General features: G+C 72.6%; 18 protein-coding genes. 10 read left to right on the top strand and 8 right to left on the bottom strand.

Translation table 11 applies throughout. The features are described from left to right. Positions 1 to 463: 463 nt before the first annotated feature. The 5 genes from ABD335_RS21250 to ABD335_RS21270 are packed head-to-tail and all read right to left on the bottom strand — an operon-like array spanning position 464 to position 5,934. Positions 464 to 1,774: a DUF58 domain-containing protein gene (locus ABD335_RS21250; protein ID WP_344325963.1), complete on the bottom strand. Its 1,311-nt coding sequence runs from the start codon at positions 1,772 to 1,774 to the stop codon at positions 464 to 466. 18 nt (positions 1,775 to 1,792) lie between these two features. Continuing rightward, complete coding sequence (locus ABD335_RS21255) at positions 1,793 to 2,758, bottom strand: AAA family ATPase (RefSeq protein WP_344325964.1); 966 nt, start codon at positions 2,756 to 2,758, stop codon at positions 1,793 to 1,795. Next, positions 2,755 to 3,978, bottom strand: a complete 1,224-nt coding sequence (locus ABD335_RS21260; protein WP_344325966.1) for a DUF4350 domain-containing protein — start codon at positions 3,976 to 3,978, stop codon at positions 2,755 to 2,757. Before ABD335_RS21260 ends, ABD335_RS21255 begins: the two co-directional genes overlap by 4 nt. Further along, complete coding sequence (locus tag ABD335_RS21265) at positions 3,975 to 4,703, bottom strand: DUF4129 domain-containing protein (RefSeq protein ID WP_425583695.1); 729 nt, start codon at positions 4,701 to 4,703, stop codon at positions 3,975 to 3,977. Before ABD335_RS21265 ends, ABD335_RS21260 begins: the two co-directional genes overlap by 4 nt. A 1-nt stretch (position 4,704) precedes the next feature. Continuing rightward, the gene (locus tag ABD335_RS21270) at positions 4,705 to 5,934 is read right to left on the bottom strand and encodes a DUF7544 domain-containing protein (protein WP_344325972.1); all 1,230 of its coding nucleotides are present in this window, start codon (positions 5,932 to 5,934) and stop codon (positions 4,705 to 4,707) included. A gap of 150 nt (positions 5,935 to 6,084) precedes the next feature. On the opposite strand from ABD335_RS21270, the gene mtnA reads away from it, so the two are divergent. From mtnA to ABD335_RS21305, 7 genes are all read left to right on the top strand, one after another. Next, the gene (gene mtnA / locus ABD335_RS21275; protein WP_344325975.1) at positions 6,085 to 7,275 is read left to right on the top strand and encodes an S-methyl-5-thioribose-1-phosphate isomerase; all 1,191 of its coding nucleotides are present in this window, start codon (positions 6,085 to 6,087) and stop codon (positions 7,273 to 7,275) included. Further along, the gene (gene mtrA, locus ABD335_RS21280) at positions 7,272 to 7,949 is read left to right on the top strand and encodes a two-component system response regulator MtrA (RefSeq protein ID WP_344325978.1); all 678 of its coding nucleotides are present in this window, start codon (positions 7,272 to 7,274) and stop codon (positions 7,947 to 7,949) included. Before mtnA ends, mtrA begins: the two co-directional genes overlap by 4 nt. A gap of 1 nt (position 7,950) precedes the next feature. Further along, positions 7,951 to 9,876, top strand: a complete 1,926-nt coding sequence (gene mtrB, locus ABD335_RS21285) for an MtrAB system histidine kinase MtrB (protein WP_344325981.1) — start codon at positions 7,951 to 7,953, stop codon at positions 9,874 to 9,876. Positions 9,877 to 9,925: 49 nt separating this feature from the next. Beyond that, positions 9,926 to 11,743, top strand: a complete 1,818-nt coding sequence (locus ABD335_RS21290) for an LpqB family beta-propeller domain-containing protein (protein ID WP_344325984.1) — start codon at positions 9,926 to 9,928, stop codon at positions 11,741 to 11,743. Positions 11,744 to 11,753: 10 nt separating this feature from the next. After that, a complete protein-coding gene (locus ABD335_RS21295) occupies positions 11,754 to 12,497 on the top strand; it encodes a ComF family protein (RefSeq protein ID WP_344325987.1) in 744 nt (247 codons plus the stop codon). A gap of 343 nt (positions 12,498 to 12,840) precedes the next feature. Next, complete coding sequence (hpf, locus tag ABD335_RS21300; protein ID WP_344325990.1) at positions 12,841 to 13,545, top strand: ribosome hibernation-promoting factor, HPF/YfiA family; 705 nt, start codon at positions 12,841 to 12,843, stop codon at positions 13,543 to 13,545. A 151-nt stretch (positions 13,546 to 13,696) separates the two neighbouring features. Continuing rightward, entirely contained in the window at positions 13,697 to 14,443 is a 747-nt protein-coding gene (locus ABD335_RS21305) for a response regulator (protein ID WP_344325992.1), read from the top strand. A 31-nt stretch (positions 14,444 to 14,474) separates the two neighbouring features. Here the strand turns inward: ABD335_RS21305 and ABD335_RS21310 are convergent, their stop codons facing one another. Together ABD335_RS21310 and ABD335_RS21315 are read right to left on the bottom strand one after the other, a co-directional pair. Continuing rightward, positions 14,475 to 15,644, bottom strand: coding sequence for a winged helix-turn-helix domain-containing protein (locus ABD335_RS21310; protein WP_344325995.1), 1,170 nt, complete (start codon positions 15,642 to 15,644; stop codon positions 14,475 to 14,477). A gap of 98 nt (positions 15,645 to 15,742) precedes the next feature. After that, a complete protein-coding gene (locus ABD335_RS21315; protein ID WP_344325998.1) occupies positions 15,743 to 16,327 on the bottom strand; it encodes a GNAT family N-acetyltransferase in 585 nt (194 codons plus the stop codon). 194 nt (positions 16,328 to 16,521) lie between these two features. Between ABD335_RS21315 and secA the strand changes: the two genes are divergently transcribed. Continuing rightward, on the top strand, positions 16,522 to 19,362 hold the full coding sequence (gene secA, locus ABD335_RS21320; RefSeq protein ID WP_344326001.1) for a preprotein translocase subunit SecA: 2,841 nt from the start codon (positions 16,522 to 16,524) through the stop codon (positions 19,360 to 19,362). Between the two features lie 103 nt (positions 19,363 to 19,465). Here the strand turns inward: secA and ABD335_RS21325 are convergent, their stop codons facing one another. Continuing rightward, entirely contained in the window at positions 19,466 to 19,885 is a 420-nt protein-coding gene (locus ABD335_RS21325) for an Rv3235 family protein (RefSeq protein ID WP_344326004.1), read from the bottom strand. 296 nt (positions 19,886 to 20,181) lie between these two features. On the opposite strand from ABD335_RS21325, the gene ABD335_RS21330 reads away from it, so the two are divergent. Then, a complete protein-coding gene (locus ABD335_RS21330) occupies positions 20,182 to 20,697 on the top strand; it encodes a DUF6912 family protein (protein WP_344326007.1) in 516 nt (171 codons plus the stop codon). Positions 20,698 to 20,768: 71 nt separating this feature from the next. Continuing rightward, entirely contained in the window at positions 20,769 to 21,479 is a 711-nt protein-coding gene (locus ABD335_RS21335) for an HAD family hydrolase (RefSeq protein ID WP_344326010.1), read from the top strand. Positions 21,480 to 21,742: the final 263 nt, after the last annotated feature.

Here is a 21,742-nt window from a genome sequence, read left to right on the forward strand (position 1 = left end):
ATTCGTGAAGCCGTGGTCCCTGGAGTTCGCTCCGGGGACCACGGCTTTTCTGCGTTGCGGACATGTCGGCTGTGTTTTCGGAACTGCCGAATGCGGCGTACAAGTTGGAATCCCGCAGGCGGGGAATTGGGTCCGGATTCCTTGCCGACTTTGTGGTGTCTGTGGCCTCCTCCTCGAACGCTACGAGGAGGAAGGCCATCGTGTATTCGGCCGGTACGGCTTGTGGTGGTGGAGAGCCGCAGAGGGGGAAATGCCGGTCGTTCACGTGAGGCCCGCGCACGGTGGTGCTGGGGACGGCACGGGCTCTCCAGGCGTTCGGCGAGTGGCCTGGGCACGTCCGGTGATGGGGGATGTCCGGCTGTTCGTCTCGTCCTCAGGGGCGGTTCCCGAGCCGCTGCCCTCCGCGTACGAGATGGAGTTTTCTGGCCTCGTCACTGAGGAGAAGGCTCGCTGAGGAGAAGGCTCAGAGACGGCCCGCTGCCTTGAGGGCGAGGTAGGTGTCGGCCAAGGCCGGGGCCAGTTCCGTGGGAGTGGCATCCACGACCGTGACCCCGTGGCGGCGGAGCCGGGCCGCGGTGTGGCGGCGTTCGGCCTGTGTCCGGGCCGCGGCGGCGGCCTCGTAGACGTTGTCGAGTGTTCCGCGGGCGGCTGCCATCTCCTCGATGCGCGGGTCCGCGACCGAAGCCACCACGACCGTGTGGCGCTGTGTGAGGAGGGGGAGCACCGGCAGCAGGCCCTCCTCCACGGGAGAGGCGTCGAGGCCGGTGATCAGGACCACCAGTGAGCGCTGTGCGGCGTTGCGGAGAACGGCGGAGGCCATGCCTCGGGCGTCGGACTCGATCAGTGCCGGTTCGAGCGGGGCCATCGCCGTGACGAGAGCGGGCAACAGCTCGTGAGCGGTGCGGCCCTGGACGGTGGCGCGTACCTGGCGGTCGTAGGCCAGGAGGTCGAAGCGGTCGCCGGCTCGGGCGGCCAGGGCGGCCAGCAGGAGGGCGGCGTCCATCGCGGCGTCCAGGCGCGGGACGTCGCCGACGCGGCCGGCCGAGGTGCGGCCGGTGTCGAGGACGGTGAGGATGCGGCGGTCGCGTTCGGGCCGCCAGGTGCGGACGGCGACGGTGCTCTGGCGGGCGGTGGCGCGCCAGTCGATGGAGCGGGTGTCGTCACCGGGGATGTACTCGCGGAGGCTGTCGAACTCGGTTCCCTCGCCGCGGGTGAGAACGCTGGTGCGCCCGTCGAGCTCGCGGAGGCGGGAGAGCCGCGCGGGCAGGTGCTTACGGCTGGTGAAGGGCGGCAGGACCCGTACGGTCCAGGGGACGGAGTGGCTGCCCTGCCGGGCGGCGAGACCGAGGGGGCCGTACGAGCGCACGGTGACGCGGGCGGCCTGGTGGTCGCCGCGGCGCGTCGGGCGCAGGTGGGTGGTGACGCGGCGGCGCTCGCCGGCGGGGACGGTCAACCGGTGCCGGGAGGCGGCGACTTCCGTGCCCGGGGTCCAGACGCTGGGCGGCCAGGCGTCGCGGAGGTCGGCTCGGAGCACGCGCCCTGAGGGGTTGGTGATGGTGAGGTGTACCTGGGCGGGGTCGCCGAGTCGAACTGATGTGTCACCGGAACGGGTGAAAAGGAGCTTTCGGACTGGTGCCGCTCGTCCGATGTCGTACAGAATTGCGAACAGCAGGGGGAGTTCGACGGCGAGCAGGCCGGTCCAGCCGGGAAGCAGGAACCCGACGAGGAGTGCGCCGAGCGCGGCGATGAGGGCTGTTCGTCCGGTGAGAGCCATCGGTCAGTTCACGCCGCCTCAGCGAGGTACGGGGACGTGGGCGAGGATCGAGGAGATCACGCTGTCCGCGGTGACGCCCTCCATCTCGGCCTCCGGCCGCAGTTGGATGCGGTGACGCAAGGTGGGCAGAGCCAGGGCTTTGACGTCGTCGGGGGTCACGTAGTCGCGCCCGGTGAGCCAGGCCCAGGCGCGGGCGGTCGACAGCAGTGCGGTGGCGCCGCGAGGCGAGGCGCCCAGGGAGAGCGAGGGGGAGTTGCGAGTGGCACGGCAGATATCGACGACGTAGCCGGAGACCTCGGGTGAGACGGACGTCTTGGCGACCGCGGCGCGGGCCGCGTCGAGTTCGGCGGGACCGGCCACGCGCCGCACTCCGGCCGCGACGAGGTCACGGGGGTCGAAGCCCTCGGCGTGCCGGGTGAGGACCTTGACCTCCTCCTCCCTCGACGGCAGGGGGATCTGCAACTTGAGCAGGAAGCGGTCGAGTTGGGCTTCGGGAAGGGGATAGGTGCCCTCGTACTCGACCGGGTTCTGGGTGGCGGCGACAAGGAAGGGGTCGGGAAGCTTCCGCGCGGTGCCCTCGACCGAGACCTGCCGCTCCTCCATGGCCTCCAGCAGGGACGCCTGGGTCTTGGGCGGGGTGCGGTTGATCTCGTCGGCGAGGAGGAGGTTGGTGAAGACCGGTCCGGGCTGGAAGGAGAACTCGGCCGTGCGGTTGTCGTAGATCAACGAGCCGGTGACGTCGCTCGGCATCAGATCCGGGGTGAACTGGACGCGCTTGGTGTCGAGTTCGAGCGTGGCGGCCAGGGCGCGGACGAGGAGGGTCTTGGCGACGCCGGGCACGCCCTCCAGCAGCACGTGTCCGCGGCAGAGCAGGGCCACGACGAGTCCGGTGACGGCGGCGTCCTGACCGACCACGGCCTTGGAGATCTCACTGCGCACGGCCTCGAGGGCGGCGCGGGCGCTGTCTGCGGAGGGGGCGCTCACGAGGTGCGGTCCTTGTCTCTCGGAGATGGGGTGATGCGGCGTTCGAGGAGATCGAGTTCGTCGGCCAGCCGGACGAGTGCTTCGTCGTCGGCGGGGGCCGGCCCGAAGAGGAGGGGGTACACGTGGGAGGCGTCGCCGCCGAGGTGGGCGGCGACGGCCGGGCACAGGGCCTCGGGATCGTGAGCCCGCGTGGCGGGAACGCCGATGAGGGGGGCGAGCCGGGCCCGGGCGGCCGAACGCAGCGCGTCGGCGGCACGGTCGCGTGCGTTCGCCTGGCGGTAGAGACGGGCACGGCCTTCGGTGGCCTCGGAGGCCGGAACGGCCACGGGCAGCCGTTCCGGGACGAGGGGGCCGAGCCGCTGTGCTCGCCACAGGGCGGCGAGCACAGCGGCGATGGCGAGTTGGAGCGCGCCCCACTTCCAGCCCGGAGGGATGAGGTCGAGGAAGCTCTCGTCGCCGTCGTCTTCGGCGGTGACGTCGTCCAGGGAGGGGAGGTACCAGACCAGATGGGGGCGGGAACCGAGGAGCTGCAGGGCGAGCGAGGCGTTGCCGTGTTCGTCGAGGCGGTCGTTGTACAGCAGGTCAGGGGCGCCCAGCAGCACGGTGTCGCCGTCGCCGGAGTCGTCCGGCAGGCGGAGCAGGGTGGGCAGCTCGCCGCTGGGGTAGCAGGCGTCGACGGTGGCGGCGGAGGTGGTGTAGGTGAGGCCGCCGAGTTCGGCGTTGCCCGCTCGCCGGGCGTAGGCGGCGTCGCAGGACGGCGACAGCGGCCGTACGGAGGTGGGTTCCACGGCGCGGACGTCGGCGACCAGGGTGTCCAGCGAGGCGGGTCCGGGGGCCAGCAGGACGGTACGGCCGCCGCTGCCGGACGTGGCGGCGCGCAGCGCCGACTGTCGGGGGCCGCTCAACAGGTCGGGGTTGGTCACCAGCAGCGTGGTGTCGGGACCCACCGCCGCGGTCGCCTCGGCGAGGGTGGTGACGACGGTGGTGTCCACACCGCGGTCGGCGAGGAGTTCGGCGGTGGCGCGGCTGCCGTACCGGTCGGCGGAGCGGGGGTCGAGCCGGCCGTACTGCTCGCCGGAGCGCAGGACGGCGAGGATCAGCCCGGCCAGTGTCAGGATCGCCACCGCCAACAGCAGACCTCGGGCCCGACCCCACACCTGGCGGAACGTGGGGGAGAGCGAGGTCACCGGCGCGGGAGCGGTGGGCGGAGCGGTCGTCATGCGGTGCCTCCGCCGTGGGCCGTGGTGTCGAACCGCTCCCCGTCGAGCCGGGGCTTGCTGTGCCGGACGGCGTCGTCGAGGTCGCGCAGCCGGTCGTACGCGGCCTGGTCGGCCGGGCGCCCCGCGTACGTGACCTCGTCGAACGCGACGGCGGCGGCACGGAGGGCCGCGGCGTGTCGGGGAAGGGCGCGGGCGGCCTCGCCGGCGGCCTCGTCGGCGGTGCGGCCGGGCCGAGGGTCGAGCAGGGCGCGTTCCTCCAGGGAGCGGACGAGTGCCCGCATCCGCTCCTGGAGGGCCTCGCTCCAGCGGCCGTCGGCCGCGTGCCGCTCCGCCGCGTCGCGGTGCTCGGCGGCGCTGCGCGGGCGGTCGTCGAAGAGTTCGCCCCGGTCGCCCGTGGCGGGGGTCCGGCGCAGCGCGCCCATGCGCAGACGCAGGGCGACCAGCAGGAGTACGACGAGCGCGGCGACGACCGCGAGGCCGACCCAACCGCCGGGAGTGGCCCCGGCGGCCGCGTCGAGGAGGTCGCCGACCTTCTCCCAGACCCAGTCGAGCAGGCGGCGCAGCAGGCTCGGGTCGTTCTCGTGGTACATCGGCCTGGACAGTTCGTCCTCGGCGGCCTCCCGCGCCGGGTCGCGCGGGATCGTCACCGGCACCTCGTCGTCGGAGCGCGCGGCGGCCGCGGCCTCCCCGGCCGCCCGGCTCCGTCCCGTGGCACCCGTCACCACATCAGTCCCCCGGTGCGGCGTCGCCGGGGTGCCGCTCGTAGCCGGGGACGCCCGCGGCGCGCGCGAGTTCCAGGTCGAGGGCCTCGCGGCGGATGCGCTGGTCCATGTAGAGGAGGGCGGTGACGCCCGCGCTGAGCGGGAGGGTGATGGTGGAGGCGAGCACCGCGCCGATGCCGACGACGGTCAGGTACGTCCAGGACATCTCGACGGGCCCCCCGGTGACGAAGCTGTCGACACCGTCGCCGCCGAGCACCGGGGCCAGGAGGGAGGCGGGGAGCTGGATGATCATGCCCACCATGAAGACCAGCACGAGCGTGAGGAGCTGGATGCCGAAGATGCGCCACCAGGAGCCCCGCACGAGCTTGGCGGAGCGGCGCATGGCGGCGATCACGCCCTGCCGTTCCAGCATCAGCGCGGGAGCGGAGAGGCAGTAGCGGACCCACAGCCAGACGGCGAGCACCACACCGGCCATGCCTCCGAGGAAGAGGAGCGCCACCCCGCCCGCCGTCGAGCCCGTCGCGCTCAGCAGGACGCCGGGGAGGGTGCCGAGGACGACCGCGAGGGTCGCGATCAGCCCCACCAGCAGCGTCAGGCCGAGCAGACGCAGGAGCTGCGGTCGCGAGTCCCGCCAGGCCTCCGCGAAGGAGACCGGACGGCCCAGGACGGCGCGGCTGACCACCATGGTGAGCATCGCGGTGGCGATGACCGTGCCGACCAGGGTGGCCAGCATCTCGACGCCCAGGGCGCTCATCGTGCCGCTGAGAGCGTCCCGCAGGTCCTCGGTGGTGGGGTTGGTCTCGGTCTGGAGGGCTTCGAAGCCCGCGTTGTCCCGGAGCCAGACGCCGGTGGCGATGGTGGACGCGAGCTGGATCATGACCGCGACGGCGAGGGAGATGCCCAGGGCCGTGCGCCAGTGGGCGCGCGCGGTGGAGACCGCCCCGTCCAGGATCTCGCCGACCCCCAGGGGGCGGAGCGGGATGACACCCGGTTTGGCCGCGGGCGGCTGACCCCAGTTTCCCCAGCCGGGCCGGCCCGGAGGCGGGGGAGGCGGCGCGCCCCAGCCCTGGGGGGCCGGCGGCGGTTGCTGTGCCGACCAGTTCGCGGGCGGCTGTCCCGCGGGTGCCTTGTCGGTGGGACGCCCGGCGTCGCCACCGGGTGCGTCTCCACCCGGGGCGGAGGGAGGATCGGAGGGGGAGGATCCGGGCGAGGCCCAGCCCGGAGAGTCGCTCACTGCAGTTCACCTCGCGTTCTCGCGGCCCGTCCGTGGGACGTGCCGGCTGATCTGGCAGCCATCGTGCCACGGGCCGCCGCGGAACGTGACGGCCCCTGCGGCTCCCGGCTGCCGGCGACTGATGGTTGAGAGAAGGGGCAGACTGTTCGAATGGTTGACCAGAAAGAGAACCGGGCCGCTGCGCCGGCCCTCGGTGACGCATCGGTCTCCGTGCCCGCCCTGCGCTGGGACGAACCTCCCGAAGGGCCGGTGGTGGTGGTGCTCGACCAGACCCGGCTGCCCGTCGAGGAGGTCGAGCTCGTCTGCACGGACGTGCCCGCCCTGGTGGAGGCGATCCGTTCGCTCGCGGTGCGGGGGGCGCCCCTGCTGGGGCTGGCGGGCGCGTACGGCGTCGCTCTGGCCGCCGCCCGCGGGTACGACGTGACCGAGGCCGCCGAGCTGCTCAGGCACGCCCGGCCGACCGCGGTCAACCTCGAGTACGGGGTGCGGCGGGCCGAGCGGGCGTACCGGACGGCGGTCGAGGGCGGGGCGGACGAGGAACGGGCGGTCGCCGCGGCGCTCGCCGAGGCCCGGGCGCTCCACCGGGAGGACGCCGAGGCGAGCGAACGGATGGCCGAGCACGGGCTGGCGCTGCTGGGCGAACTGCTGTCGGGCGGCGGCTACCGCATCCTGACCCACTGCAACACCGGCGCGTTGGTGTCGGGTGGAGGGGGCACGGCGTTCGGGGTCGTACGGGCCGCGCACCGCGCCGGGGAACTGCGCAGGCTGTGGGTGGACGAGACCCGTCCGCTGCTCCAGGGCGCGAGGCTGACGGCATACGAGGCGGCCCGGGAGGGCATGGCGTACACGCTGCTCACGGACGGCGCGGCCGGTTCGCTGTTCGCGGCCGGAGAGGTCGACGCGGTGTTGATCGGCGCGGACCGGATCGCGGCCGACGGCTCGGTGGCGAACAAGGTGGGGAGCTATCCGCTGGCGGTGCTGGCCCGCTACCACCACGTGCCGTTCGTGGTGGTCGCTCCCGTGACCACGGTGGACCTCCGGACGCCGGACGGCGCCTCGATCGAGGTGGAGCAGCGGCCGGGCCACGAGATCACGGAGTTCGCGGCGCCGTCCGCGCCGGGAGCCGGGACCGAGGCGGGCAGCGGCATCCCGGTGGCCCCGCTGGGCGCGCAGGCGTACAACCCGGCCTTCGACATCACCCCGGCGGAGTTGATCACGGCGATCGTCACCGAGAACGGTGTGGCCTCGCCGGTCACCGGCGACGCCTTGGCCGAGCTGTGTTCGCGCTCACCGTCACCCACGGAAACATCACGATCGGGTAATGGGATGATGGGGGCATGAAGGGACGTGTCCTGGTCGTCGACGACGACACCGCACTGGCGGAGATGCTCGGCATCGTGCTGCGCGGCGAAGGCTTTGAACCGTCGTTCGTGTCCGACGGCGACAAGGCTCTCGCCGCCTTCCGGGAGACCAAGCCCGATCTGGTCCTGCTCGACCTGATGCTGCCCGGACGGGACGGCATCGAGGTGTGCCGGCTGATCCGTGCCGAGTCCGGGGTGCCGATCGTGATGCTCACCGCCAAGAGCGACACCGTCGACGTGGTGGTGGGGCTGGAGTCCGGCGCCGACGACTACATCGTCAAGCCGTTCAAGCCCAAGGAGCTGGTGGCCCGGATCCGGGCGCGGCTGCGTCGTTCGGAGGAGCCCGCGCCCGAGCAGCTCACCATCGGCGACCTGGTCATCGACGTGGCGGGGCACTCCGTGAAGCGGGACGGGCAGTCGATCGCGCTGACCCCGCTGGAGTTCGACCTGCTGGTGGCCCTGGCCCGCAAGCCGTGGCAGGTGTTCACCCGCGAGGTGCTGCTGGAGCAGGTGTGGGGCTACCGCCACGCGGCGGACACGCGCCTGGTCAACGTCCATGTGCAGCGGCTGCGCTCCAAGGTCGAGAAGGACCCGGAGCGGCCCGAGATCGTGGTGACCGTGCGCGGCGTGGGGTACAAGGCCGGACCCAACTGACATGTGGCGCGGCGGTCGTTTCCTCCCCGACGGGCTGCTGTCCGACGGGGCGACGGGCAGCCGGGCGCACCCCGCGTTCCGGATGTTCGTCCGCTGGGTGCGCCGCCCGCTGCTGGCCGTGGCACGGCTGTGGCGGCGCAACATCCAACTGCGGGTGGTGGCCGCCACGCTGCTGTTGTCGCTCGCCGTCGTCCTGCTGCTCGGCTTGGTCGTGGTCGGGCAGGTCCGCAACGGGCTGCTGGAGGCCAAGCGCCAGGCGGCGCAGAGCCAGGCCGCCGGGGGCTTCGCGGTGGCCGAACAGATGGCCGACGACGCGGCCGACGGAACGGCCGAGGGCGACCCCGGGAACGGCCGCCGGGGGGTGCAGGACACCGGCACCTGGCTGACCAACCTGGTGACGCAGCTCGCCAGCGGCGGGCAGGGCGTCTACTACCTGGTGGCGCTCAGCTCCGAGGGGGACGCGAGCACCTTCGGCACCGGCGAGGGCACCGGTACGCACGGGCCGCGCGCCTCCGGCACGGTGCGGCCCGAGGAGAGCGTGCCGGCGCAGTTGCGCGAGGCGCTGGACCAGAGCCCGGACACCCACGAGCAGTACGGCAGGGTCGTGTTGGGCGACGGTCGGACCGAGGCCGCGCTGATCGTGGGGAAGCGGCTCAACGACCCCAACGGGGACCCGTACCAGCTGTACTACATCTTCCCGTTCAACCAGGAGGAGAAGTCCCTCAGCCTGGTGACGGGCACCCTCGCCACCGCCGGGGTCTTCGTGGTGGTGCTGTTGGGGGCCATCGCCTGGCTCGTCGTCCGTCAGGTCGTCACCCCCGTGCGGATGGCCGCCAGGATCTCCGAACGGCTGGCCGCCGGGCGCCTCCAGGAGCGGATGAAGGTCACCGGCGAGGACGACATCGCGCGGCTGGGCGAGTCGTTCAACAAGATGGCGAAGAACCTCCAGCTGAAGATCCAGCAGTTGGAGGAACTCTCCCGGATGCAGCGGCGCTTCGTCTCGGACGTCTCGCACGAGCTGCGCACCCCGGTGACCACGGTGCGGATGGCGGCGGAGGTCATCCACGAGGCGCGCGAGGACTTCGACCCGGTGACCAAGCGCTCCGCCGAACTGCTGCTCGGGCAGCTCGACCGGTTCGAGTCGCTCCTCGCCGACCTGCTGGAGATCAGCCGCTTCGACGCCGGGGCCGCGGCCCTGGAGGCCGAGCCGACCGATCTGCGCGACGTGGTCAGGCGCGTCCTGGAGGGGGCCGAGCCGCTGGCCGAGCGCAAGGGCAGCCGCTTCCTGGTGTACGGCGACGAGCAGCCGGTGATGGCGGAGGCCGACGCCCGCCGCATCGAGCGCGTGCTGCGCAACCTCGTCGTCAACGCCGTCGAGCACGGCGAGGGCAGGGACGTCGTGGTCCGGCTCGCCACGGGGGACGGTGCCGTGGCGGTGGCCGTGCGCGACTACGGCGTCGGGCTCAAGCCGGGCGAGGCCGCCCGGGTCTTCAACCGCTTCTGGCGGGCCGACCCGGCCCGGGCCCGCACCACGGGCGGCACCGGCCTGGGGCTGTCCATCGCGGTCGAGGACGCCCGGCTGCACGGCGGCTGGCTGCAGGCGTGGGGCGAGCCGGGCGGCGGCTCGCAGTTCCGCTTGACCATCCCGCAGACCGCGGGCGGGCCCCTGCGTGGCTCGCCCATCCCCCTGGAACCCGCCGACTCCCGTCGCAGGCGGGGCGCCGCGAACGCCCCGTCCGGTGGTGGAGCGCCCGCGTCCGTGCCGGAGTCGTCCCGCGGGACGACCGACGAGGACGGACGGCGGCCGGCGGACGGCGCGGTGGCGGCACCGCCGCGGGGCGCGGACGACGCGGAGGGAAGCGGGCCCGGGGCACGCACACGGACGACGGAGGGGTACGGACGGCATGGCGAGCGGCACGGTGACTGAGCGCCCGCGCGGAGGTGGCACGGGCCGCCCGAGACGTCGCGGGGCCGCGATGGCGCTCGGCGTCGTCGCCCTGCTGCTCACCGGTTGCGCGTCGATGCCCGACGAGGGGGAGGTGCGCCGGGTGAACCCCTCCCACCGGTCCGACACCGACTCGCAGGTGCGGGTGTTCGGGGTGAGCCCGCGCAACGGCGCGTCGCCGTGGGAGATCGTCCGCGGCTTCCTGGAGGCCACGACGAGCGACGAGCCGGACTTCAGGACCGCCCGCGAGTACCTGACCGACAGGACGGCGGAGTCCTGGGACCCCTTCGCCCGTACGACGGTGCTCGACGGCGCGCCCAGGGTGTTCTCCCCGTACAACGACCTCACCGACCGGAGGGCCACGGGCTCCACGCTGGAGGTGACCGGTTCCACCGTGGCCCTGGTGGACAGCGAGCACGCCTACCGGCCCAGCGAGGGGACGTACCGGGAGACGTTCCACCTGGTCAAGGTCGACGGGCAGTGGCGGATCGACCGGCTGCCGGACGGGCTGGTGGTGGCCGAGTCCGACTTCCAGCGCAACTACGAGCCGGTCGACGTCTACCACTACGCCGACCTGGGGCCGGACGCCGGCGCGGTGACGCGCGGCAGGGACGTCCTGGTCGCCGACCCGGTCTATCTCCGGGAGCGGATAGACCCGGTGACCGAGGCGGTCAAGGCGGTGCTGGACGGGCCGACCGGCTGGCTGGCCCCCGTGGTGACCTCGGCGTTCCCCGAGGACACGCGGCTCGTCGGCGGCGTGCGGCTCTCCCCGGACGACTCCGGCACGCTGACCGTCCCCTTGACCAGGGGGAAGGTGGGCGATCACGAGCGGCCGATCCTGGTGGAGGGCGCCCAGTGCGACCGGATGGCCGCACAGGTGCTGTACACGGTGGTCGGTCAGGTGTCGAGCAAGGTCGACCGGGTCCGGCTGACCGTCGGCCGGGGCGGCGAGGAACTGTGCGCGCAGAGCCGTGAGGAGGCCGAGGCGTACGCGCCGGGGCGGCTGGACGGCGAGGCGGGCCGCGGGTACTTCGTGGACGGCGAGAACCGGTTGGCCACGGTGGTGGAGGGCACCGAGCGGACGGTCCCGGTCGAGGGGCCGTTCAGCGCCGGGCAGATCCGGCTGGGGCCGGTCGCGGTGAGCCGGGACGAGCAGCGCGGCGCGGGCGTGTCGCTGGACGGCCGGGCGCTGTACGTCGCCCCGTTGACGGCCGACACCGACCTCGGCGATCCCGTCCTGATCAGCGAGGCCGAGCGGGAGGCGGACCGGTTGACGGCGCCGAGCTGGGACGGGCTGGGGGATCTGTGGGTGGCCGACCGCGACCCGGACGGGCCCGGACTGCTGCGGCTGCGCGGGGGCCAGGAGGAGCCGGAGAAGGTCGAGGTGGTCGGCCTCGGCGAGGGCCGGATCGAGGCGCTGCGGGTCTCCTCGGACGGGGTGCGGATAGCGCTGCTGATCAGCGAGGACGGCCGTACGACGCTGCAGCTCGGACGCATCGAGCGGGAGGACGCCGACGGCGACGTGCCCAAGGCGACGGTGGAGGGCCTGCGGCCGATCGCCCCGCAGATGGAGGACGTGGTGGACGCGTCCTGGGCGGGGGGCAGCCGGCTGGTGGTCGTCGGTCGGGAGGCCGGGGGCGTCCAGCAGTTGCGGTACACGGCGACGGACGGTTCGCCGGCGAGTCCGGCCACGCTGCCCGGACTCAACGAGGTGACCGGGGTGGCGGCCGCGGAGAACGGGGAGAAGCCGCTGCTGGCCGACACCCGGGAGGGCATCGCCCGGCTCTCGCGCGACGGCGACTGGGAACTGGTCACGGACGAGGGGTCGCTGCCGGTCTACCCGGGGTAGGCATCCCCGCATGCGGGGATGGTGGCGGGAACTGGTCGATCTGGTGCTGCCGGCCGACTGCGCCGGGTGCGGGTTGCCGCGCGCCGGTCTGTGCGCGCGGTGTCGGGGGCTGCTGGACGGGGCGGAGGCACGGCGGGTGCGGCCGGCGGTGGCGGGCCCACCGGTGGTGTACGCGTCCCTGACGTACGCCGACGAGGCGCGGGCCGTGCTGCTCGCGCACAAGGAGCGCGGCGCGCTGTGGCTGGCCGCCCCGCTGGGGTCCGTGCTCGCCGGAGCCGTGCGGGCGGTGGCGGACGCCGCGGGGACGGTCGCGGACGACGGGCCGCTGCTGCTGGTGCCGGTGCCGTCCGCGAGGCGGGCGGTGGCGGCGCGCGGTCACGATCCGGTGCGGCGGACGGCCCTGGCGGCGGCCGGGGAACTGAGACGTGCCGGACGGCCCGCGCGGGTGCTCCCCGTGGTGCGGCAGCGGCGTTCCGTGGCCGACCAGGCGGGGCTGACCGCCACGCGGCGGTCGGCCAACCTGGCCGGCGCGCTGGGCGTGCCGGCCGGGGCCGGACGGCTGTTGGCCGAGGGGCCGGTGGTCGTGGTGGACGACCTGGTGACGACGGGCGCCTCGCTCGCGGAGGCGGCGCGGGCGCTGACCGGGGCGGGCGGCCGGGTGGTCGGCGCGGCGGTGGTGGCGGTCGCGGAGACCGACCTCCCCCGACCCGCGGCACCCGGCGGTCTCGGCGATTGGCGCGGAACCACCGTTTGAGACATCTCGTTGCGGTTACAGAGGCGGGATACACCCGATCGGAGGTACGTGCCGGTAGGGGGTGCCGAGCTTCCCCCAGTGGGGGTAGGTTCGGTGGTGAGGAATGGCGAAAGCTGTTCCAAACAGCGGGACATGTGCGCTATCTGGCGTTTGCCCGGCTTTGCTGTCCAATCCTCCCGAATGGGAGGGGTGGCGATCTTCCCGATGGGGGAGGAGGAGGTGAAAGTCGCAACCCGACGTAGCGCCGGACGGTGACCGTATGTGATCGGCACCGTTCGGACTCAGTGCACAAAGGGCGAGTTCCGCCCCTGTTCCGCGGAACCGCCCGGGAACGGAGTTCTGCGTGGACATCGTCGTCAAGGGCCGTAAGACAGAGGTGCCGGAGCGATTCCGCAAGCACGTGGTCGACAAGCTCAAGCTGGAGAAGATCCAGAAGATCGATGCCAAGGCGATCCGTCTCGACGTCGAGGTGACGAAGGAGCACAACCCTCGTCAGGCCGACCGTCGTGACCGAGTGGAGATCACACTGCGCTCCAGGGGGCCGGTGATCCGCGCCGAGGCGTCGGCGGCCGATCCGTACGCGGCGTTGGATCTCGCCACGGAGAAGCTGGAAACGCGGTTGCGCAAGCAGCACGACAAGCGGGTCTGCGCGCGACGCGGCAACGGGCACAACCGGATTCCGGCACACGACGTGGCCGTGACCGTCCCGAACGCGGCGCGCATCGGCGAGGACGGTCTCCTGGGACCCCAGCGGACGACGGAAGAGGAGAAGCCTCCCACCACCAGGATCGGCCCGCTGGAGGTGCAGGGGGAAGGACCGTTGGTCGTGCGGGAGAAGACCCACACCGCGGCCCCGATGTCGCTGGACCAGGCCATGTACGAGATGGAACTGGTCGGGCACGACTTCTACCTGTTCGTCGACTCCGAGACCAAGTTGCCGAGCGTCGTCTACCGACGGCACGGCTACGACTACGGCGTCATCCATCTGGAACCCGATCCGTTCGTCGAGGAGCCGCCGAGTGGCGCCGGAGACGCCATCGGTGGCTGAGAACAGTCGCTGACATCGCGAACTGCCCCCGCCCCTGGCCGATTGAGGAATTCGGCCGGGGGCGGGGGCATGGAATCATGGCCTCACGCCCAACCGGCGCCCTGCACCGACCGGTTGGAGCCGCTCAGCCTTGCCTGCAGGGGGAGGAACGATGGCGGACAGCTTCGGACCCGTGACGTCCGGCGCGCGCGACGGCAGCACCGTCCCCGCGGACGCGCGGGAAGGCGCATCGCGCGAGGAGCCCATCCGGGTCCTGGTGGTCGACGACCACGCCCTCTTCCGGCGCGGGTTGGAGATCGTCCTGGCGCAGGAGGAGGACATCGAGGTCGTCGGCGAGGCGGGCGATGGCGCCGAGGCCGTGGAGAAGGCCGCCGACCTGCTGCCCGACATCGTTCTGATGGACGTGCGGATGCCCCGACGCGGCGGCATCGAGGCGTGCACCTCGATCAAGGAGGTGGCCCCCAGCGCGAAGATCATCATGCTGACGATCAGCGACGAGGAGGCCGACCTCTACGACGCCATCAAGGCGGGGGCCACCGGCTACCTGCTCAAGGAGATCTCCACCGACGAGGTCTCCACCGCGATCCGCGCGGTCGCCGACGGGCAGTCCCAGATCAGTCCTTCGATGGCGGCGAAGCTGCTGACCGAGTTCAAGTCGATGATCCAGCGCACCGACGAGAAGCGGCTGGTGCCCGCGCCCCGCCTCACCGACCGGGAGCTGGAGGTGCTCAAGCTCGTCGCCACCGGCATGAACAACCGGGACATCGCCAAGGAGCTCTTCATCAGTGAGAACACCGTGAAGAACCACGTCCGCAACATCCTGGAGAAGCTCCAGCTCCACTCCCGGATGGAGGCCGTGGTCTACGCGATGCGGGAGAAGATCCTCGAGATCAGGTGAGACGGGGCGGGCCTTCGGTGCGGCGGGACGGTCAGGCGAGGGCCGCGGTGAGGGCGGCGGCCGCCTCCGGATCGTCGCAGCGCTCGACGCGGACCGCGTCACAGCCCACCCAGCTCGCCGCCTCCCACAGGGCCCGTGCCATCGGCTCCGCCGCCCTCCGGCCCGCCATCGACACCTGCCGGGCCACCAGGGTCCGGCCCTCACGGGCCGGGTCGACCCGGCCCAGCAGCCGTCCACCCGACAGCAGCGGCATCGCGAAGTAGCCGTGTATCCGCTTGGCCCGGGGCACGTACGCCTCCAGCCGGTGGGTGAACCCGAAGATCCGCTCGGTGCGCTTGCGGTCCCAGATCAGCGAGTCGAACGGCGACAGCAGCGTCGTGCGGTGCCGTTCCCGGCGCGCCGCGGACTCGGCCTCCAGCGCCGCGGGATCGGCCCAGGCCGGTCTGCCCCAGCCCTCGACCTCCACCGGGACCAGACCCGTCTCCGCCACCACGGCGTCGACCTGCTCGCCCTTCAACCGGTGGTAGTCCGCCAGGTCGGCGCGGGTGGCCACGCCCATGGCGGCCCCGGCCTGGGCGACCAGCCGACGCAGGCACTCGTGGTCGTCCGGGTCGTCGTGGAGCAGTTCCTCGGGGATGGCGCGCTCGGCCAGGTCGTACACCCGCTTCCAGCCGCGCCGCCGGGTGCAGACCACCTCGCCGGTGTCGAGCAGCCACTCGACCGCGATCTTCGTCTCGGACCAGTCGTACCACTCGCCGCCGTTCTTCGCGCCGCCCAGTTCGGTGGCGGTCAGCGGGCCGTCGGCTTTCAGCCGGTCCCGCACGGCGGCGCAGGAGCGCTCGGAGTCCTCCAGGCGGTGCCAGCGGTGCCCCTTCGCCCGGTAGGCGCGGCGCCGGAAGGCGAAGTACGGCCACTCCTCGACGGGCAGGACGCACGCGGCGTGCGACCAGTACTCGAAGGAGTGCCCGTCCGCCCAGTACGCCGCCTCCACCGCGTCGCGGCCGACCGCGCCCAGCCGCGCGTACGGCACCAGCTCGTGCGAGCGCGCCAGCACCGAGATGGTGTCCAGCTGTATGGCGCCCAGGCGACGCAGGACGCCCCGCACCCCGGCACGGCGGTCGGGGGCTCCCAGCAGCCCCTGCGCGCGCAGCGCGATCCGGCGGGCCTCGTCGGCGGAGAGGGAGAGTGTGGCGGTGGTCATGCGCCGACGATAGAGGCCGCCACCGACAACGGACGCCGGATCCCGCCGGCGCCCGACGTCCGACGCCCGCGGGCGCCCGACGCCCGGCGCCCGCGGCCCTACCGCGGCCCCGGGAGGTACGGCACGGCCGACGGCCGTCCCCGGTCGGACGGCAGCAGCGACGCCACCCACGCGTCCCGCCGGGTGCCGCGGAACGGTATGCGCGCCCGCAGGGTGCCCTCCATGACGAAGCCCAGCCGCTCCGCCACCGCCCGGGACCCGGTGTTCCCGGCCTCGGCGAACCACTCCAGCCGCTCCACGCCCAGCTCCGCGAAGGCCCAGTCGACCACCGCCCGCGCGGCCTCCACGGTGTAGCCGCGGTTGCGGCGCTCCCTGGCCGTCCAGTAGCCCAGCTCGGCCAGGCGCCCCTCCGGGCCGGGCGGCGTGATCCGCACCAGCCCCATCGAACCGACCAGTCCTCCGTCCCGGGTGAAGACGCCGAAGGTGTACGCGCTGTCCTCGCGCCAGCCGGCCGGGGCGATGCTCAGCACGAACTCCTGCGCGTGTCGCCGTTCGTACGGATCGGGGAGCGTGGTCCAGCGCAGGATGTCCGGATCCTGACAGGCGGTGTGGACGGCGGGGACGTCCCGCGGCTCGAAGGGGCGCAGCAGCAGGCGTTCGGTACCGAGGGTGACAGGTCGCATGAGGGGATTCTGCCGGTCATCCAATCGGGCGGATCCGGCACCTTCCGAGCCTCCGGCACGTTGGGGGGTACAGGGGCCGGTGCCCCTCGCATACGATGGCCGGTGCGGCTGGGCCCGAGAGCAAGGAAAGAGGCCCGCCGTGCCAGCGCACCAGACCCGTGCTGCCAGGCCCGACCGGCAAGGAGCCAGCCTACGTGTCCGTCTTCGGCAAGATCATGCGTGCAGGTGAAGGCAAGATCCTGCGCAAGCTGCACCGCATCGCGGACCAGGTGTCGTCGATCGAAGAGGATTTCGTCAACCTCTCCGACGCCGAGCTGAGGGCGCTCACGGACGAGTACAAGGAGCGCCTCGCCGACGGCGAGACCCTGGACGACCTGCTTCCCGAGGCTTTCGCGACGGTCCGCGAGGCGGCCAAGCGCGTGCTCGGTCAGCGCCACTACGACGTGCAGATCATGGGCGGCGCCGCGCTGCACATGGGGTACGTCGCGGAGATGAAGACCGGTGAGGGAAAGACCCTCGTCGGCACCCTGCCCGCGTACCTCAACGCGCTCTCCGGCAAGGGCGTCCACCTGATCACCGTCAACGACTACCTGGCGCAGCGCGACTCCGAGCTGATGGGCCGGGTCCACAGGTTCCTGGGCCTGTCGGTCGGCTGCATCGTGGCCAACATGACCCCGGCGCAGCGCCGCGAGCAGTACGCCTGCGACATCACCTACGGCACCAACAACGAGTTCGGCTTCGACTACCTGCGCGACAACATGGCGTGGTCGAAGGACGAGCTGGTGCAGCGCGGCCACAACTTCGCGATCGTCGACGAGGTCGACTCCATCCTGATCGACGAGGCCCGTACGCCGCTGATCATCTCCGGTCCGGCCGACCAGGCGACCAAGTGGTACAGCGACTTCGCCAAGCTGGTGCGGAAGCTGGAGCGCGGCGAGCCCGCCAACCCGTTCAAGCAGCAGCCCGAGACCGGCGACTACGACGTCGACGAGAAGAAGCGCACGGTCGCCATCCACGAGTCGGGCGTCGCCAAGGTCGAGGACTGGCTGGGCATCGACAACCTCTACGAGTCGGTCAACACCCCGCTGGTCGGTTACCTCAACAACGCGATCAAGGCCAAGGAGCTCTACAAGAAGGACAAGGACTACGTCGTCCTGAACGGCGAAGTCATGATCGTCGACGAGCACACCGGCCGTATCCTCGCGGGCCGCCGCTACAACGAGGGCATGCACCAGGCGATCGAGGCGAAGGAGGGGGTGGAGATCAAGGACGAGAACCAGACGCTCGCCACGATCACCCTCCAGAACTTCTTCCGCCTCTACGACAAGCTGTCGGGCATGACCGGTACGGCCATGACCGAGGCCGCCGAGTTCCACCAGATCTACAAGCTGGGCGTGGTGCCGATTCCGACGCACCGCCCGATGATCCGCAAGGACCAGCCGGACCTGATCTACCGCACCGAGGTGGCGAAGTTCGAGGCGGTCGTCGAGGACATCGTCGAGCGGCACAAGAAGGGCCAGCCGGTCCTGGTGGGCACCACCTCGGTCGAGAAGTCCGAGTACCTGTCGCAGCAGCTCAAGAAGCGCGGTGTGCCGCACGAGGTGCTGAACGCCAAGAACCACGAGCGCGAGGCCGCGATCGTCGCCCAGGCGGGCCGCAAGGGCGCCGTGACGGTCGCCACGAACATGGCCGGCCGCGGTACGGACATCATGCTCGGCGGCAACCCCAACAACATCGCCGAGTCGGAGCTGCGGGCCAAGGGCCTGGACCCGGTGGAGAACGCCGAGGAGTGGGCCGCGGCCCTGCCCGCCGCCCTGGAGCGCGCCGAGCAGGCGGTCGCCGAGGAGCACGACGAGGTCGCCGAGCTGGGCGGTCTCTACGTCCTGGGCACCGAGCGGCACGAGTCGCGCCGCATCGACAACCAGCTCCGCGGTCGCTCCGGCCGGCAGGGCGACCCGGGCGAGTCCCGTTTCTACCTCTCGCTCGGCGACGACCTGATGCGGCTGTTCAAGGCGCAGATGGTCGAGCGCGTGATGTCCATGGCCAACGTGCCCGACGACGTCCCGATCGAGAACAAGATGGTCACCCGCGCCATCGCCTCGGCGCAGTCGCAGGTCGAGCAGCAGAACTTCGAGATCCGCAAGAACGTCCTGAAGTACGACGAGGTCCTCAACCGGCAGCGCGAGGTCATCTACGGCGAGCGCCGCCGCGTCCTGGAGGGCGAGGACCTGCGCGAGCAGATCATCCACTTCATGGACGACACCATCGACGCCTACATCCAGGCCGAGACGGTCGAGGGCTTCGCCGAGGAGTGGGACCTGGACCGGCTGTGGAGCGCGTTCAAGCAGCTCTACCCGGTGACGGTCACCATCGAGGACCTGGAGGAGGCCGCCGGCGGCCGGGAGGCCCTCACCGCGGAGTTCATCGCGGAGGCCGTCAAGGACGACATCCACGAGCGGTACGAGGAGCGCGAGAAGGAGCTCGGCCCGGAGATCATGCGCGAGCTGGAGCGCCGCGTGGTGCTCTCCGTGCTCGACCGCAAGTGGCGTGAGCACCTCTACGAGATGGACTACCTCCAGGAGGGCATCGGCCTGCGCGCCATGGCGCAGCGCGACCCGCTGGTGGAGTACCAGCGCGAGGGCTACGACATGTTCGTCGCGATGATGGACGGCATCAAGGAGGAGTCCGTCGGCTACCTGTTCAACCTGGAGGTCCAGGTCGAGCAGCAGGTCGAGGAGGTGCCGGTCGAGGAGGCCAAGCCCGCGCCCTCGCTGGAGAAGCGGCCCGAGGAGGCGGCCGTGCCCGCCGGTGCCCCGCGTCCGGCGATCCGCGCCAAGGGCCTCGACACCCCGCAGCGCCCGGACCGGCTGCACTTCACCGCGCCGGCGGTGGACGGCGAGGCCGGGGCGGGAGGCGTCGTGGAGGGCGACTTCTCCGCCAACGGCGACGAGGGCGGCCCGGTCCGCTCCCCCGCGGACGGCATGACGCGCGCGGAGCGCCGCAAGGCCCAGAAGGGCCGCCGCCGCAAGAAGTGACACGGCGACCGCCGTGGCCGGGGCCGGGCTCCCAGAGGGGGCCCGGCCCCGGCGCGTCCACGGGGGCTCGTGGACGCGCCGGGTCGTCCCTGGTCGGGCCGTCCTAGGACACCGTGTCGAGTTCGACGGCGGAGCACTGCCAGCGCTGGTCGCGGGCCCGTTCCAGGCGGAAGGCCAGGGCGCGGAGCCGGTCGCCGGCCCGGACGCGGGCGAACGCCTCGACCGCGCCGGGGCGGGGCTGGGCCCAGCCGACCTCCCGCACCACGGGGGCCGGGGCGTTCGCCGCGGGCCGCAGCGGTGCGTGCGGGGCGAGCCGGACGAGCTGCTCGTACGCCTCGTCGCGGGCGTGGCCGAGCAGCAGGTGGACCGGCCGCTGGCCGCTGAGGACGAGCACCAGCCGGTGGGCGAACCAGTAGTGCGGCAGCCGGTCGCGTTCGCGCCGCCGGGCGGCGAGCACGGCCGAGTGGGCCGGCCGGCGGGAGTCCCCGCGTCCGGGCGGAGCGGTACGGCTGGTGGGCGGCATGTCTCTCCCCGTTGCCTCTCGCGCACCGACACGGTGCGTACTGAGCGGTAGCTTTCGCACCGGTTCTACTGGGACGCCCCGGAGGCGGCAACGACCGGTGACCGGACGTGGCGGCTCCCGAGCGGTTCACCTATCCGGCGGAGGGCGCGCGCCGGTGCTGACGCACGGTGCCCCTGACCTGTGGTGCTCGCGCGTGAGGCGGGGCGCGGCGGAACGGCCCCGGAGACGGTCGAGGCGCTCCGCCCGCCGTATGCTGTCGGGGGCAGTCGGACCGGCCTTACACGAAAGCGGTAGCGATGCGCGTCTATCTCCCCCTGACCCTGCCCGGCCTCGCGGACGCGCACCGGAAGGGTGAGCTGGGCCCCGGCCCGCTGACCGCCTACGCGGTCACCCCGGGGCTGCGCGAGTGGTACGTCTCGGACGACATCGAGGAACTGGAGTACGCCGCGCTCGGCCGGGCCGCGCAGGCGTCGCTGCGGCAACTGGCCGCCGACCCGAACGCCCCGCGGCTCCGGGTGGTGGTGGCCGCGGACGTGCCCGACCGCGAGGCGGTCGCCGACCCGGACCACAGCCTGGACCCGTCCACGCTCGGCGAGGTGCGCATCGAGCGGCCCGTACCGCTGTCCAGGGCCGCCGCCGTGCACATCGACGGCAAGGACGCCGAGAAGGACGTCGCCGCGGCGGCGGACGCGCTGGGCGCGGCCGACCAGGGCGACGACGACGCCCGGTTCGTCGTGGACGGGGCGGACGACCACGAGCTGCTGTGGTACGCCACCCAGGAGATCGGCAACCTCCTGGAGGACCTCGGCTGACCGGTCCGTCCGGGTCGCCGTTCCGGGCCGTTCCCGGCGGACTGTCACCGCGGCGTCGTACCGTCGTGGGTATGCATTCGGGGACGGGGAGAGCCCACATCGTGTGGGACTGGAACGGGACACTGCTGCACGACATCGACGCGGTCGTCGAGGCGACCAACGCCGCGTTCGCCGAGATCGGCCTGCCGCCGATCACACCGGAGCGCTACCGGGAGCTGTACTGCGTGCCGGTGCCGCGCTTCTACGAGCGGCTGATGGGGCGGCTGCCCACCGAGGAGGAGTGGGCCGAGATGGACTCGGTCTTCCACCGGCACTACTTCACGCGCGCCGAGACCGTGGGGCTCGCCGAGGGCGCGGCGGAACTGCTCGCCGAGTGGCGGGCGGCCGGCGCGACACAGTCGCTGTGCTCCCTCGCCCCGCACGACCACCTGGTGCCGCTGGTGCGCCGCCACGGCATCGAGGAGCACTTCGTCCGGGTGGACGGCAGCCGCCGGGACGGTCCGAAGAAGGGCAAGGCGCGGCAGATGGCGGCGCACGTGGCGACGCTCGACGGTTTCGACCCGCGCCGCACCGTGGTGATCGGCGACGCCGTGGACGACGCGGTGGCGGCGGCCCACGTGGGCGCGTCGGCCGTGCTGTACACCGGCGGTTCGCACAGCCGGGCCAGCCTGGAGACGGCCGGGGTGCCGGTGGTCGACAGCCTCGTCGAGGCCGTCGAGACGGCCCGGCGCGTGGTCGAGGAGGGGTGGGCGCCGTCGTCGGGCGCCGCGGTCCTGCCGTGAGCGGGGACGGCGCACGCCCGCGCGATCTGTCCAATACGGCCAACTCGGAGCCCCTATTTTGCGCGAGCTGTGCAAGACGGCCCCGGGGCGGGGAGCGATAGCCTGGCCGCGTGATCAGTGCGATACCCACGGAAGGCAACGTCGCCTCCGCTGTGAGACCCCGGCGCGGCAGCGCCCGGGCCGCCACCGATCACGGTTCTTTCCGGCATGACGCCCCGCTCCGGCGGACACTGTGTGTGTCGGCGTCACGCCTCCACCACCTT

This window comes from Streptomyces macrosporus (genome assembly GCF_039533145.1).
GTDB lineage: Bacteria > Actinomycetota > Actinomycetes > Streptomycetales > Streptomycetaceae > Streptomyces > Streptomyces macrosporus.